Annotated in this window: 12 protein-coding genes; 2 read left to right on the top strand and 10 right to left on the bottom strand. The window is 64.5% G+C overall.

The window, feature by feature from the left end:
• Positions 1–2 precede the first annotated feature (2 nt).
• From araD to OX459_RS17560, 10 genes are all read right to left on the bottom strand, one after another.
• Complete coding sequence (araD, locus tag OX459_RS17515; RefSeq protein ID WP_289905965.1) at positions 3–1,733, bottom strand: L-arabinonate dehydratase; 1,731 nt, start codon at positions 1,731–1,733, stop codon at positions 3–5.
• Complete coding sequence (locus OX459_RS17520) at positions 1,730–2,743, bottom strand: 2-dehydro-3-deoxygalactonokinase (protein ID WP_099665927.1); 1,014 nt, start codon at positions 2,741–2,743, stop codon at positions 1,730–1,732. Before OX459_RS17520 ends, araD begins: the two co-directional genes overlap by 4 nt.
• Positions 2,744–2,827: 84 nt before the next feature.
• Positions 2,828–3,601 carry a hypothetical protein gene (locus OX459_RS17525; protein WP_289905966.1) on the bottom strand — a complete coding sequence of 258 codons (774 nt, stop codon included), beginning with the start codon at positions 3,599–3,601 and terminating at the stop codon, positions 2,828–2,830.
• A complete protein-coding gene (locus tag OX459_RS17530; protein ID WP_289905967.1) occupies positions 3,598–4,797 on the bottom strand; it encodes a DNA-binding transcriptional regulator in 1,200 nt (399 codons plus the stop codon). The genes OX459_RS17525 and OX459_RS17530 overlap by 4 nt, the downstream gene beginning before the upstream one ends.
• Positions 4,798–4,829: 32 nt before the next feature.
• The gene (locus OX459_RS17535) at positions 4,830–5,972 is read right to left on the bottom strand and encodes a sugar ABC transporter permease (RefSeq protein WP_289905968.1); all 1,143 of its coding nucleotides are present in this window, start codon (positions 5,970–5,972) and stop codon (positions 4,830–4,832) included.
• Complete coding sequence (gene xylG / locus OX459_RS17540) at positions 5,969–7,540, bottom strand: D-xylose ABC transporter ATP-binding protein (protein ID WP_289905969.1); 1,572 nt, start codon at positions 7,538–7,540, stop codon at positions 5,969–5,971. The genes OX459_RS17535 and xylG overlap by 4 nt, the downstream gene beginning before the upstream one ends.
• 110 nt (positions 7,541–7,650) lie before the next feature.
• A complete protein-coding gene (gene xylF / locus OX459_RS17545; RefSeq protein WP_289905970.1) occupies positions 7,651–8,652 on the bottom strand; it encodes a D-xylose ABC transporter substrate-binding protein in 1,002 nt (333 codons plus the stop codon).
• Between the two features lie 64 nt (positions 8,653–8,716).
• The gene (locus OX459_RS17550) at positions 8,717–10,504 is read right to left on the bottom strand and encodes an IlvD/Edd family dehydratase (RefSeq protein WP_289905971.1); all 1,788 of its coding nucleotides are present in this window, start codon (positions 10,502–10,504) and stop codon (positions 8,717–8,719) included.
• Positions 10,501–11,268, bottom strand: coding sequence for an SDR family oxidoreductase (locus OX459_RS17555; protein ID WP_289905972.1), 768 nt, complete (start codon positions 11,266–11,268; stop codon positions 10,501–10,503). The genes OX459_RS17550 and OX459_RS17555 overlap by 4 nt, the downstream gene beginning before the upstream one ends.
• A 167-nt stretch (positions 11,269–11,435) precedes the next feature.
• The gene (locus OX459_RS17560; RefSeq protein WP_289905973.1) at positions 11,436–12,596 is read right to left on the bottom strand and encodes a fumarylacetoacetate hydrolase family protein; all 1,161 of its coding nucleotides are present in this window, start codon (positions 12,594–12,596) and stop codon (positions 11,436–11,438) included.
• Positions 12,597–12,698: 102 nt separating this feature from the next.
• Here OX459_RS17560 and OX459_RS17565 point away from each other — a divergent pair, with 102 nt between their 5' ends.
• Both OX459_RS17565 and chvE read left to right on the top strand, forming a co-directional pair.
• The gene (locus OX459_RS17565; RefSeq protein WP_289905974.1) at positions 12,699–12,977 is read left to right on the top strand and encodes a hypothetical protein; all 279 of its coding nucleotides are present in this window, start codon (positions 12,699–12,701) and stop codon (positions 12,975–12,977) included.
• Complete coding sequence (gene chvE / locus OX459_RS17570; protein ID WP_289905975.1) at positions 12,974–14,050, top strand: multiple monosaccharide ABC transporter substrate-binding protein; 1,077 nt, start codon at positions 12,974–12,976, stop codon at positions 14,048–14,050. The genes OX459_RS17565 and chvE overlap by 4 nt, the downstream gene beginning before the upstream one ends.
• The last annotated feature ends 56 nt before the right edge of the window (positions 14,051–14,106 follow it).

A 14,106-nucleotide genomic window follows, 5' to 3' on the forward strand; every position in this document is an offset into this window, starting at 1 on the left:
TTTCAATGTGATTCGCGCGGAACCGCGGAGCCCCGGCAACCGACGAGGAAGTCGAGGTCCGCGCCTTCGTCGGCCTGCGTCACGTGCTTGATGTACATCGACTGGTAGCCGCCCTTCATGGCCAGCTGCGGCGCTGTCCACTCGGCGCGGCGGCGCGCCAGTTCGGCCTCGTCGACGTCCAGGTGCAAGCGGCGCCCCGCCACATCCAGTTCAATCATGTCGCCATCGCGCACCAATGCCAGCGGCCCGCCCACGGCCGCTTCCGGCGCCACGTGCAGCACCACCGTGCCGTAGGCCGTGCCGCTCATGCGCGCGTCCGAGATGCGCACCATGTCGCGCACGCCCTGCTCCAGCAGTTTTTTCGGCAGTCCCATATTGCCCACTTCCGCCATGCCCGGATAGCCCTGCGGGCCGCAATTTTGCAGCACCATCACGCAGCTGGCGTCGATATCGAGCGCGGGATCGTCGACGCGCTTTTTATAATGCTCGATGCTGTTGAAGACGACGGCGCGGCCACGGTGCTGCATCAGTTCCGGCGAAGCGGCCGACGGCTTGATGACGGCGCCGCGCGGGGCCAGGTTGCCATGCAGGACGGCGATGCCGCCCTCGTCCTTGAAGGGCTGCGCCAGCGGCGTGATCACCTCGGGATTGAAATTTTCCGCTTCGGCCACGTTGACGGCCATGCTGGCGCCCGTGACGGTGAGCGCCTCGCCATGCAATTTGCCCAGCAGATCGCGGATGATCACGGGCAGGCCGCCCGCATAATAAAAATCTTCCATCAGGTATTGACCCGACGGCATCAGGTTCAGCAGGCAGGGAATGTCGCGCCCCAGACGGTCCCAGTCGCCCAGGCGCATGTCCACGCCGATGCGCCCGGCGATGGCCAGCAGGTGGATCACGGCATTGGTCGAGCCGCCGATGGCGCCGTTGACCATGATGGCGTTTTCAAACGCCTCGCGCGTGAGGATCTGCGACAGTTTCAGGTCTTCATGCACCATGTCGACGATGCGCCGGCCCGTCAGCTGCGCCTGCAGCTTGCGGCGCGCATCGACGGCGGGAATGGCAGCGTTGCCGGGCAGGGTCACGCCCAGTGCCTCGACCATGCTGGCCATGGTGGAAGCCGTGCCCATGGTCATACAGTGGCCGGCGGAGCGCGACATGCACGATTCGGCCTGTTTGAATTCGTTTGAGGTCATGCGCCCGGCGCGCACGTCCTCGGAAAACTTCCACACGTCCGTGCCGGAGCCGATCGGTTTGCCGCGGTAGTTACCGTTCAGCATGGGGCCGCCCGACAGCACGATAGTGGGCAAGTCCACGCTGGCCGCGCCCATCAGCAGGGCCGGAGTGGTCTTGTCGCAGCCCGTCAGCAGCACCACGCCGTCGATCGGATTGGCGCGGATCGATTCCTCGACATCCATGCTGGCCAGGTTACGGAACAGCATGGCCGTCGGGCGCAGGTTCGTCTCGCCCAGCGACATCACGGGGAATTCGACGGGAAAACCGCCCGCTTCGAGCACGCCGCGCTTGACCATCTCGGCCAGGTCGCGGAAATGGCCATTGCAGGGGGTCAGTTCGGACCAGGTATTGCAGATGCCGATGACGGGACGGCCATCGAAGGCGTCGCTGGGATAGCCCTGGTTCTTCATCCAGCTGCGGTGAATGAAACTGTCTTTGTCGTCACCGCCAAACCACGCTTGCGAACGCAAGGGACGCTTGTTCTTGTTGTCACTCATACTGTCTCCTGCGGGGAAATCAAGCCGCGCGCGGCGGCGATCAGCAGCGCACCGTGACCGGCCAGATTGGCTTGCTGCTGGTCGTCGACGATGATGCGCTTGCCATAAAAAAATCCGTGTTCTTCGATCAGCAGCCCGAGCGCCTGGCGCAGCATGGGCTTGCCCGTAATGACGAGCGGGGTATCGGGCCGCATCTGGATGGCGGTGCTGTTGCGCAGCGCCAGCAAGTCGCCGCTGAGGACGGCGCCCATCAGGAAATTGGCCCGCTCGTTGCATTCGACGGCGCTGAACTGGCCCAGGGTGCGCACGCTGAAGCAGGCGCGCGCCAGCCCCGTTTTTTGCGCCGCCGCCGCGCCGGCCAGCAGCATTTTCGGCACCAGGGTCTGCGCAAAACCGCCATCGACCGATTGCTTGATCAGGGTATGCTGCGTGATCGCCTGCAGCAGTTCGCCCGCGATGGTGGTGCTGCAGCCGAGGATGCGGCGCTGCTCGTCCACACTGATCAATTTGGTATGCGAGCCGGGCATGATCAAGGTTGCCGCGCCCCGCAATTGCAGGCGTTCCAGCAACGCGACGACTTCCGTCTCTTCGCCGCGCATCATGTCCATCGCCTCGACGTTATGCAGGCCGACGGCGCCATGCTGGTTGCGCACGCCGGGAATCAGCCACAGGGGCTGCGCCAGCACGTCGGGCAAGTCCACCGCCTGCATGCCTTGCGCCAGCTGGGCCAGGCCGGCGGGCGCCGGCAAATGCGGCACTTCCCGCACTCCCATGGGCGAGGTGATCATGCCCGAGGCCAGCGCCAGGTCCACCTCGGACGGCGCGATGCCTGCGCTGGCCAGCACGCAGGCGATGGTGTCGCGCAGCGCCTGTTTCAGCGCGCCGTTATGGCCATCGATGGCGGTATTGCGCACGCCCGTTTCCAGCTGCGCCTGGGCGACGACGGCGCCTGCGCGCCACAGCAAGGTACGCGTATTGGTGGTGCCGGCATCGATGGTGAGTATGTTCATGGGCAGGTTCGCAGCGTCGGTCAGGACAAAAATAAATGAGGGAAAAACTACCCCATGGTAGAACTGCCCCGCATATCTGACCAATCACTTATTTGACATCATTGATACCGGTTCGGATATGTCAAACGCGTCGATATCCTGCACGCCCAGACGGTAGGCGAGCGTGAAGCGCATCACCTGTCCCGGCTGCATGTCCACACCCTGCGCCAGCAGGGAAAAACAGCGCGCATCGGAGTACAGATGGCAACTGTCCTGGGTGCTGGAAAAACGCAAGACCCGGCCGGACGTGGGGTCGACAACCCGCGCCGCCTCGCGCAGCTGGCCGCTGCCCGTCCAGTAAAAGTCATGCCGGAATCCCGGCAAATGGGCCAGCGCGGGCCAGGCCAGGCGCGAAGCGAGCGGCGCCGGCTGGCGGAAGTCAAACGCGCTGCCCGCCACATCGAGCGCGGCGTCACCCGCGCTGCCGCCTGGCCAAGGCCAGTAACGGTCGGCGGCCAGGCGCAGCACGTGGTCGCCCACGCCGGCACGGCGGCCCTGCAGGTTGAAGCGGGGCGCGGCAAGCGCGAAACGGGAAACGGTATCGGCCGTGGCGACGCAATCGAGCTGCAGGCTGCCATCGTCGTCAAACCGGTAGGTCAGGTGCACCGACAGGCCGTCTTGCGCCAGCTGCAACTGCAAGTGGCCGTCGTCCGGTGATGCGCACCGCCAGCCCGCGGAGGACCGCGCCACTGGGGGCGCCACGCCCAGCACATCGGCCAGTCGGCCATAGCGGTCAGGCGCCCACCATGCCCGCACGCTGGCATCGTGCGCATCGATGGCCACGCGCATGCCGCGCGCATTGCGCAGCAGATGCATCATGGCGCCTGCCCGGGCGCTGGCGGTGGCCGGCTGCGCTGCTGGAATTCGCGCGGGGTGCAACCGAGTTCGCGCTTGAAGACGGCATGCATGTACTGCACCGTGGTAAAGCCGCAACGCACGGCCACCTCGGCCACCTGCCCCGGCCCGCGCGCCAGCAGGGTCTTGGCCGCATCGAGCTTGAAATGCAGGATTTCATCGTGCACGCTGCGCCCCAGCTCGTGGCGGAAGTGCGCTTCGAGCGAAGAGCGCGACACGCCCACGTAATCGGCCACCTGCTCCGTCTTGATGCCCTGGCAGGCGTACTGGCGGATGAAGTGGCGCGCCTGCATCACCTGCGGATGCTGGAAGGGCTGGTGGCGCGTGGAAGCAAGCACGTTCAGGCCGGCCGGCGGCACGAGAATGCGCGTGCCGGCCAGGCGCGCACCGTTGAGCATCTGGTGCAGCAGATGCGCCGCCGTGCGGCCCATTTCCTCCGTTCCCTGGATCACGGAGCTGAGCGGAATGCGCGTGAGCATGCGCGCAAGCGGGTCGTTGTCGATGCCGATCAGGGCGACCTGCTCCGGCACGGCGATGCCCGCATGCATGCACGCTTGCAGCAGCTGGCGCGCGCGCGCGTCGCTGACGGCGATGATGCCGACGGGTTTTTCCAGGCTGTTGAGCCAGGCGATCTGCTGTTCCACCGCCTCGTCCCACGAGGGGGCGCTGGTGGCGACGCCGCGGTACACGTCGGCGCGCATGTGGTCGCGCTCCATCAGGGCGCAAAACGCCGTTTCGCGTTCCTGCGCCCAGCGGTTGACATCGGCCTCGGGCAGGCTGAAACAGGCAAAGCGGCTCAATCCCGCTTCCACCAGGTGTTCATAGGCCAGCTTGACGATCTTGAAATTATCGGTCGCCACGTACGGGATGCCGGCCGGGTAATCCTCCGCGCGCGCATACGAGCCGCCCACAGCCACCACCGGCAGGCGACTGTGTGCCAGCGCCGCGCAGACGGCGGGATCGTCGAAATCGGCGATGATGCCGTCGCCCTGCCACCGTTCGATGCCGGGCAGGCGGCAGCGAAAATCCTCTTCCAGGAACAGGTCCCACGACACGCGCGTGGTGTTCAGGTAGGCGGCGATGCCCGCGATGATGTCGCGGTCATAGATTTTATTCCCGTTAAACAGTAGCGCGATCCGGTGCGCGGTCGGCATCTTCATGGTGTCTCCTCCCGTGCCAGATCGTTTCACGGCTAGCGGCGTCCGGCACGCGTGCTGACATCGACCCACACGGCGAGGGTGAGGATACTGCCTTTTACGATCATCTGCCAGTAGGTGTCCACGTCCAGCATGGACATGCCGTTATCCAGGCTGGCCATCACCAGCGCGCCAATAAGGGCGCCATACACGGTGCCCGAGCCGCCGCGCATCGAAGTGCCGCCGATGAAGCAGGCGGCGATGGCATCGAGTTCGCTGAAGGTGCCGGCCGACGGCGAACCGGCCGCCAGGCGACCCGTGTTGATCAGACCCGCCAGCGCGCACATCAGGCCCATGATGCCGAAGATCCACAGCTTGACGGCTTTCACATTGATGCCGGACAAGCGCGTCGCTTCCATATTGCTGCCGACAGCGTAGATGCGGCGGCCGAACACGGTCTGGCTGGTGATGTAGCTGAACAGCCCCAGCAAGGCCAGCAGCAAAAGCACGGGCAGCGGGATGCCTTCATAGCCATTCAGGGTTTGCACGAAGGCGTACAGCACGGCGCCGATGACGGCCAGGCGCAAGCCGTCGGCCCAGGGCGCCGTCTGCGGCAAGCCATGCTGCGCGCGGCTGGCACGCGCGCGCCACGTCAGGAAAGCGGCCAGCAGGAACAGGCCGATGCCCAGCACGATGCCGGGCACCGCGGGCAGGTAGCCCTGTCCCAAGTAGACCATCGGCTCGGAGACGGGCGCGATCGTGATGCCGCCCGTGATGCCCAGCAAAATGCCGCGATACGCCAGCATGCCCCCCAGTCCCACGATGAAGGACGGGATACCCCGGTACGCCGTCAGGTAGCCGTTGAGCAAACCGATCACCAGGCCGCCGCCGAGTACCGCCGCCAGGTTCAACGCCAGCGGCCAGTGCTGCGTCACGTCCAGCACGGCGGCGATGCCGCCGAGTAGCCCCAGCAGGGAGCCGATCGACAGGTCGATCTCGCCGGCGATAATCACCAGCACCATGCCGCAGGCGAGGATGCCGGTGACGGACATCTGGCGCAGCAGGTTCGACAGGTTGCGCGGCGTAAGGAAACTGCCCTCCGTCTTCCACGAAAAGAAGGCCCAGATCAGCGCCACGGCGATCAGCAGGGCCAGCATCTTGTATTGGGTGAACAGCTGTTTGATACTGTGCGGTTTCATGCTGCGGTTTCCTTGTTTGCGGTATGGGCGGCGGGAGCCGGGCGCTGGTCCAGCGCCGCCGCCAGCACGGTTTCCTGGCTCAGGCCATCGTTGATAAAGTCGCCGCGCAGGCGGCCTTCGCCCATCACCAGCACGCGGTCGGACACGCCCAGCACTTCTGCCAGCTCCGACGAGACCATGATGATGGCCACGCCCCGGTCGGCCAGCGCCAGCATCAATTTGTAGATTTCATATTTGGCGCCCACGTCCACGCCGCGCGTGGGCTCGTCGAGAATCAGCACACGCGGGCGCGTCAGCAGCATCTTGGCCAGCACGGCCTTTTGCTGGTTGCCGCCCGACAGGCTCGTAATGGGCAGCGACGGGCTGGCCGCCTTCAGTTCCAGCTGGGCGATCTCGCCGCGCACGGCCGTCAATTCCGCCTCGCCATCGATGCGCGTGGCGCGCGCGAACTGCTCCAGCACGGCCAGGGTGATGTTCTGTCCCACGTCGAGGTCCGGCACGATGCCGTGGTGCTTGCGGTCTTCCGGCACCATGGCCAAGCCCATGGCGATGGCTTTTTGCGGCGAACCGGTATCGATTCTCCGGCCATCGAGCCACACTTCGGCCTGGCACGGCCCCTGGTAGGCGCCGAACAGGGCCGAGACGAGTTCCGTGCGCCCCGCCCCCACCAGACCGGCGATGCCGAGGATCTCGCCCTTGCGCAGGGTGAATGACACATCGTCGACGCGCTTGCGCTGCGGGTTGTCGGCATCGATGCAAGTCACGTGGCGTGCCTCCAACAGCACCTCGCCAATGGCCGGCGGCTGCGCGCGCTGCGGATACAGCTGGCTCATTTCGCGGCCCACCATCTGCGCGATGATGCGTTCAACGTTCATCTGCGCCATCGGCGTGGTGGCGATATGCCTGCCGTCGCGGATGACGACGATGGTGTCGCAGATGGCCGCCACTTCATCGAGCTTGTGCGAAATGTAGATACAGGTGACGCCCTTGGCCTTCAACGCGCGCAGGATATCGAGCAGTACGGCGATTTCCGACGCCGTCAGCGACGACGACGGCTCGTCGAGAATCAACAGGCGCGCATTCTTGTTGAGCGCCTTGGCGATTTCCACCAGTTGCTGGTGGCCGCCGCCGTAATTCATCACGGGCTGCGCCACGTTCAATTCGGGAATTTTCAGTTCGCGCAGCAGCTCGTCGGCGCGCTTGTACATGGCCGCATAATGCATGCGCCCACCCGGCAGGGTCAACTCGCGGCCCATGAAGATATTCTCGGCCACGGACAGCTGCGGCACCAGCATCAGCTCCTGGTGGATGATGATGATGCCCGCGTCTTCCGTGTCGCGGATCGATTGCGCGCGCAGGGGCTGGCCATCCCACAGGATGTCGCCATCCCAGGTGCCGTGCGGGTACACACCGGACAGCACTTTCATCAGGGTCGACTTGCCGGCGCCATTCTCGCCGCACAGACCGATGCATTCGCCGGCCCGCACCTGCAGGTCGATGCCGTCAAGTGCGCGGACACCGCCAAACTGTTTGACGATGCCTTTCATTTCAAGCAGATATTCAGACATCTGAGCTCACATTCATTCACCAAGAAGCAAGAGAAATCAGGGGTCAGTCCCTGCGGGATCGGAGTGCGCCCCATTGGGGCGTACTCCCCCGGCGGGTCTGACCCCAGCTTTTAGTTGCCCAACTGAGCTTTGGTATAGAAGCCGTCGTCGACGAGAACGTTCACATTCGCCTTGGTCAGCGGCGTTGGTTTCAACAGCACCGTGCTGACTTTTTTCAAGCCGTTGTCATAGCTGGAGTTGTAGGCCGGCTTTTCATTGCGCGCCAGTTGCACGGCCAGCTTGGCCGCTTCGGCAGCGATGGTTTTGAGCGGTTTGTAGACTGTCATCGACTGCGTGCCGGCGATCACGCGTTTCACCGCCGCCAGATCGGCGTCCTGGCCCGAGACAGGTACCTTGCCTGCCAGTTTTTGCGCAGCCAGAGCCTGGATGGCGCCGCCGGCCGTGCCGTCGTTCGAGGCCACGATGGCATCGATCTTGTTGCCGTTGGCCGTCAGCGCGTTTTCCACGATGGACAGCGCTTCGGTGGCGCTCCAGTCCTTCACCCACTGCTGGCCGACGATCTTGATGTCGCCCTTGTCGATGAACGGCTTGAGCACCTTCATCTGTCCTTCGCGCAGCATCTTGGCGTTGTTGTCGGTCGGCGAGCCGCCCAGCAGGTAGTAATTGCCCTTCGGTTGCAGCTTGGTCACGCCTTCGGCCTGCATTTCGCCTACTTTCTCGTTGTCGAACGAGATATACGCGTCGATATCGGCATTCAGGATCAGGCGGTCATATGACAGCACCTTGATGCCGGCCTTTTTCGCTTCCTTGACGGTGTTGTTGAGGACTGTGGCGTTGAACGGCACGATCACCAGCACGTCCACGCCGCGCGAGATCAGGTTTTCGATTTGCGAAATCTGGCGTTGCTCGCTGGCATCGGCCGACTGCACGAAGACCTTGGCGCCCTGCTTTTCGGCGGCGGCGATGAAGAAATCGCGGTCGCGCGTCCAGCGTTCCACGCGCAAATCGTCGATGGAAAAGCCGATCTTCGGATTTTTCGCATCGGCCAGGGCGGCGCTGCTGCTCAATGCCAGCATGGCGGTCATGATGGCTGCACTGATGATCTTGTTCATTGTGTGTCTCCTTGTGGATTTTATTAACAACGTTTTTTCACTGCGGGTGTTGCGGCTTCAAAAATCAATGGTTGTGGCGCGGCAGGGTCTGCCCCACGGCGCGGTACTTCAGCGCCAGCTCCATGCAGGCGCCAGTTTCCAGCTGGCCCACGCTGGCGCGGTACAGCTCCTGCCATGGCGTGGCGCTGTCGTTGACGGGCGGCGGCAGCTCGTTGGCGCGGCGCGCCAGTTCCTGTGCCTCGACCAGCATGTCGCAACGGCCCGCGTTCAAGTCCACGCGGATCATGTCGCCCGTGCGCAGCAGCGCCAGGCCGCCACCGACCGCGCTTTCCGGCGACGCGTTCAGGATCGAGGGACTGTCCGAGGTGCCCGACTGGCGCCCGTCGCCCAGGGTCGGCAGGTTCAAAATGCCGGCCTTGAGCAAGGCGTCGGGCGGCTGCATGTTGACCACTTCGGCCGAGCCGGGCCAGCCGACAGGGCCGGCGCCACGCATGACCAGCATGCAGCTGTCGTCGATGGCCAGGGCCGGGTCGTTGATGCGCGCGTGGTAGTCGTTTGACCCGTCAAAGACAATGGCGCGCGCCTCGAATACGCCTTCGCTGCCCGGGCGCGACAGGTAGCGCTCGCGGAAAGCGGGCGAGATCACGCTGGTCTTCATGATGGCGAAGTCGAACAGGTTGCCCTGCAAGGCCATGAAACCGGCCTTTTCCTTCAGCGGCGCGGCAAACGGACGGATCATCTCGCGGTCCGCGCTTTCGCGCCCGGCCAGGTTCGCCGCCATCGTCTGGCCCGTGACGGTGGGCCGCTCGGCATGCAGCAAACCCGCCTGGAGCAACTCCCACATCACGGCCGGCACGCCGCCGGCGCGGTGGAAGCGCTCGCCCAAATACTTCCCGGCCGGCTGCATGTTCAACAGCAGCGGCACGTCGTAGCCGTGCTCCATCCAGTCGCTCGAATGCAATGCCACGCCCGCATGGCGCGCCATAGCCATCAAATGCGGCTGGGCGTTGGTGGAGCCGCCGATGGCCGCATTGACGATGATGGCGTCCAAAAATGCTTCACGCGTGAGGATGCTCGACGGGCGCACGTCGTCATGCGCCATGCCGACGATGCGGCGCCCCGTTTCATAGGCGATCTGACCCCGCTCGCGGTACGGCGCGGGGATGGCCGAGCAGCCCGTCAGGGACATGCCCAGCGCCTCGGCCAGCGCATTCATCGTCGATGCCGTGCCCATGGTGTTGCAGTGGCCGGCCGACGGCGCCGAGGCGGCGGCGATCTGCAGGAATTTGTCGTTGTCGATCAGGCCGGCGGACAGCTGGCGCCGGCCCTTCCAGATGGCGGCGCCAGAACCCACCAGTTCGCCGTCCATCCAGCCATCGAGCATGGGACCGCCCGACAGCACGATGGCGGGGATGTCGACCGTGGCGGCGGCCATCAGCTGGGCCGGCGTCGTCTTGTCGCAACCCGTCGTCAGCACCACGGCGTCGATCGGATAGCCGTGCAAAATCTCCACCAGGCCGAGATACGCCAGGTTGCGGTCCAGCGCGGCCGTCGGACGGCGGCAGTTTTCAAAGATCGGGTGCAGCGGGAATTCCATCGGGATGCCGCCCGCATCGCGGATGCCGTCGCGCACGCGCTGGGCCAGTTCCAGATGGATACGGTTGCAGGGGCTGATATCGCTGCCGCTTTGCGCAATACCGATGATGGGCCGGCCCGAACGCAGCTCCTCGGCCGTGATCCCGTAGTTCATGAAGCGCTCCAGGTACAGCGCCGTCATGTCGATGTGGTCGGGATTGTCGAACCAGTCCTGCGAGCGGAAGCGCCGCGACTGGCGATTGTTTGGGGTACTCATGCGCCGTACCAGCCTGCATCGACATAATATTCGCGGCCGGCGCACTTGGCCGCGTTGTCCGACGCGAGGAACAGCGCCAGCGCCGCCACGTCTTCCGGCTCCACGCGCAGCTGCAGGCATTGCCCCTGCAGGATCACGGCTTCTGCCTCCGGCGTATGCCACAGTTTCTCCTGGCGCAGCGTGCGCACGGCGCCGGGAATGATGCAATTGACGCGGATGCCGTCGACGCCCAGGTCGCGCGCCAGGCCGCGCGTCAGGCCCTCGATACCGGCTTTTGCCGTCATGTAGATCGACAGGCGCGCTTGCGCCAGGTGCCAGGAAATCGACCCCAGATTGAGGATCACGCCGCTGCCCTTGGCGCGCATGGCCGGCGCCACAGCCTGGGCGCAGAAATACTGGTGGCGCAGGTTGACGGCAATGCGCTCGTCCCAGTAGGCGGGCGTGACGTCCTGCAGCTGGTGACGGTCGTCATTGGCCGCGTTGTTGATGAGGATATCCGTAGCGCCCGCGCTGTGTTCGATCTCGGCGAAGGTGGCGGCCAGGGCGCCCAGGTCCGTCAGGTCGCAATAACGGAAGACGGGCGGCTGCGGCAGGTCGGCCAACTTTTCCTGCAGCGCCAGCGACGCCTCGCGGGCGATGTCGAGAAAGGTGACGTGGGCGCCCTGGCGCGCGAACGCCTCGACGATGGCCACGCCGATGCCGGTGCCGCCGCCCGTGATGACGACGCGCTGGCCTGCCAGGCTGGGGTAGATTGCATGTTGCATGGTGTCTCTCTTTTAGGAACGCATAACCAAACCTACTGCGCGTCGAGATTTGCGGCCTCCGATGCTCACTGACTCGGCGTCCCCGTGCATGCGCACAGCTCCGCTTCTCAGCCACAGCTCTCATCCGCTCGCTACGGTTTTGTTAAGCGTTCTTAGTTAATAAATAATCAAAGTAAACCGCGTTGGGCCAGGTTCTGGTACAGCGCGCGCACGCCGAACGTCCAGGGAGGGATCGCATCGCAGCGCTGCACTTCGTTGACCAGCGCGCCCAGCGCGGCGCTGGCAATCGTCACCCGGTCGCCCAGGTGGTGCGTGAAGCCGCCGCCCTGCGCGCCGCGGTCCTTCACGGGCGAGAACATGGTCCCCAGGAACAGCATGAAACCGTCCGGATACTGGTGGTACTGGCCTGCCGTTTGCCGCACCAGGTCCAGTGGGTCACGGCTGATCTCGCGCATAAAGCTGGCGCCTTCGAGCACAAAGTCATCGTCCGCGCCTTCGATCAGCAGCGACACTTCCGCTTGGCGCACGGTGTCGAGCGTGAAGTGTTCGTCGAACAGGCGGATGAAGGGGCCGATGGCGCAGGAACCGTTGTTATCCTTGGCCTTGCCCAGCAAGAGGGCGCTGCGCCCTTCGATATCGCGCAGGTTGACGTCATTGCCCAAGGTCGCTCCCAGCACCTCGCCGCGGCTGTTGACGGCCAGGACGATCTCGGGCTCCGGGTTGTTCCAGGCGGACGATGGCAGCAAGCCCACCTGCGCGCCGCAGCCCACCGACGACATCGGCTGCGCCTTGGTAAACACTTCCGCATCGGGGCCGATGCCCACTTCCATGTACTGCGACCAGGCGCCGCGCTGCTGCAGCTGCTGTTTCAGCCGCTGCGCCGCGTCCGAGCCGGGCTTCAATGCGGACAAGTCGCCGCCCAGGGTCATTTGCAGGGCGGTGCGCAGGCTCGCCGCGCGTGCCGCGTCGCCGCCCGCCTGTTCCTCGATCACCCGTTCGAGCAGGCTGACGGCGAAGGTCACGCCGCATGCCTTGACAGCCTGCAGGTCGCACGGCGCCAACAGCAGCGGCGCGCCGGACGGCGCGGCCAGCGCCTGCTCCAGCAGCGCCTGCACGGAGCCGAGCGCGATTCCGGGCGCATGGCGGGCGATATCGAGCGCATCGCTGCGCTCGAACAGCTCGGCCACCGTCGCCACCGTCTGCGTGAGGCCGACCACCTCGCCGCCGCGCACGGCGACGACACAAGGGCCGTCGCGCCAGATGCGGCCGATAAGGAGGGCCTGCGCCAAATCGGCGGGCAACAGGGAGGCGGGGGAAATCGGCTGCATGGCAAGCTTTCAAAAGGTCGGGACGGGATGGCTGGTCTTCAAGTTCGGACCGATTCTGCGCGCCGCCCTGTGTCGCCGCAATTACGAAAATCACCAAATTGAATGATGATTATTGGTATTGCAGCGCACCAAAAAAAGCCGCCGCCCGGCCCCCTTTCCAGCCCTGGCTGCACGGCGGGAATGGGCCGCATGGCGCATTGCATCAATCCGCTTATCGATACCGTTTTGGATATCACCGATGTGAAAAAAGTGATTGGTGAGGGATGGATGGACAAACTAGTATCAGCCGTGGCCTGCAATCGGCCATCCGCACGGAGCCCGCCCACTGGGACGACGGCCCTGGCACATTCAACTATCGAAGACGGTGGAGACCTGAAATGAAAACAACAATGAAAATGCTGACCGCGAGCCTGGCGCTGGCCATCTCCGGCATGGCGGTAATACCCGTGGCAAGCGCCGCCGACAAGGGCGCGATCGGCATCTCGATGCCAACCAAGTCGTCCATGCGCTGGATCGCCGACGGCGACAACATGGTCAAGGTATTCAAGGAGCGCGGCTACAAGACGGACTTGCAGTTTGCCGACGACGATATCCCGAACCAGCTGGCGCAGGTGGAAAACATGATCACCAAGGGCGCCAAGGTGCTGGTGATCGCCGCCATCGACGGCACCACCTTGTCGAACGTGCTGCAGAAGGCGGCCGACAAGGGCATCAAGGTCATTTCGTATGACCGCCTGATCCGCGGCACGAAAAACATCGATTACTACGCCACCTTCGACAACTTCCAGGTCGGCGTGCTGCAAGCGGGCTATATCGAATCGGCGCTGAAACTCAAGGAAGGCAAGGGCCCGTTCAACATCGAGTTGTTCGGCGGCTCGGCCGACGACAACAACGCGCACTTCTTCTATAACGGCGCGCTGTCGGTGCTGAAACCCTACATCGACAGCGGCAAGCTGGTGGTGCGCTCGAAGCAGATGGGCATGGAAAAGGTTGCCACCCTGCGCTGGGACGGCGCCGTGGCGCAGGCGCGCATGGACAACCTGCTCAGCGCCTACTACGGCAATGCGCGCGTCGACGCGGTGCTGTCGCCGTATGACGGCTTGAGCATCGGCATCCTGTCGTCGCTCAAGGGCGTCGGCTACGGCACGCCGAAACAACCGTTCCCCGTCGTGACAGGCCAGGATGCGGAAATCCCGTCGGTGAAATCGATCATCCGCGGCGAACAGGCATCGACCGTGTTCAAGGACACGCGCGAACTGGCCAAGGTGACGGCCAACATGGTCGACGCGATGATGTCGGGCAAAGTCCCGACCGTCAACGATACCAAGACCTATAACAACGGCGTGAAAGTCGTGCCGTCCTACCTGTTAAAACCGGTCACCGTCGACAAGGCGAACTGGAAGCAGGTACTCGTCACCGGCAGCGGCTACTACACGGAATCGCAAGTGAAATAAGCATCGACGGTACTGAAGGCCCGGCGCTGCCGGGCCTTTCGCTTCATGCACGATCA

Source organism: Janthinobacterium sp. SUN026 (assembly GCF_030397625.1).
Taxonomy (GTDB): Bacteria; Pseudomonadota; Gammaproteobacteria; order Burkholderiales; family Burkholderiaceae_D; genus Janthinobacterium; species Janthinobacterium kumbetense.

Coding starts and splice junctions, on each gene's coding strand:
- araD (WP_289905965.1), bottom strand. CDS start 1,733: ATGAGTGACAACAAGAACAAGCGTCCCTTGCGTTCGCAAGCGTGGTTT.
- OX459_RS17520 (WP_099665927.1), bottom strand. CDS start 2,743: ATGAACATACTCACCATCGATGCCGGCACCACCAATACGCGTACCTTG.
- OX459_RS17525 (WP_289905966.1), bottom strand. CDS start 3,601: ATGATGCATCTGCTGCGCAATGCGCGCGGCATGCGCGTGGCCATCGAT.
- OX459_RS17530 (WP_289905967.1), bottom strand. CDS start 4,797: ATGAAGATGCCGACCGCGCACCGGATCGCGCTACTGTTTAACGGGAAT.
- OX459_RS17535 (WP_289905968.1), bottom strand. CDS start 5,972: ATGAAACCGCACAGTATCAAACAGCTGTTCACCCAATACAAGATGCTG.
- xylG (WP_289905969.1), bottom strand. CDS start 7,540: ATGTCTGAATATCTGCTTGAAATGAAAGGCATCGTCAAACAGTTTGGC.
- xylF (WP_289905970.1), bottom strand. CDS start 8,652: ATGAACAAGATCATCAGTGCAGCCATCATGACCGCCATGCTGGCATTG.
- OX459_RS17550 (WP_289905971.1), bottom strand. CDS start 10,504: ATGAGTACCCCAAACAATCGCCAGTCGCGGCGCTTCCGCTCGCAGGAC.
- OX459_RS17555 (WP_289905972.1), bottom strand. CDS start 11,268: ATGCAACATGCAATCTACCCCAGCCTGGCAGGCCAGCGCGTCGTCATC.
- OX459_RS17560 (WP_289905973.1), bottom strand. CDS start 12,596: ATGCAGCCGATTTCCCCCGCCTCCCTGTTGCCCGCCGATTTGGCGCAG.
- OX459_RS17565 (WP_289905974.1), top strand. CDS start 12,699: ATGATGATTATTGGTATTGCAGCGCACCAAAAAAAGCCGCCGCCCGGC.
- chvE (WP_289905975.1), top strand. CDS start 12,974: ATGAAAACAACAATGAAAATGCTGACCGCGAGCCTGGCGCTGGCCATC.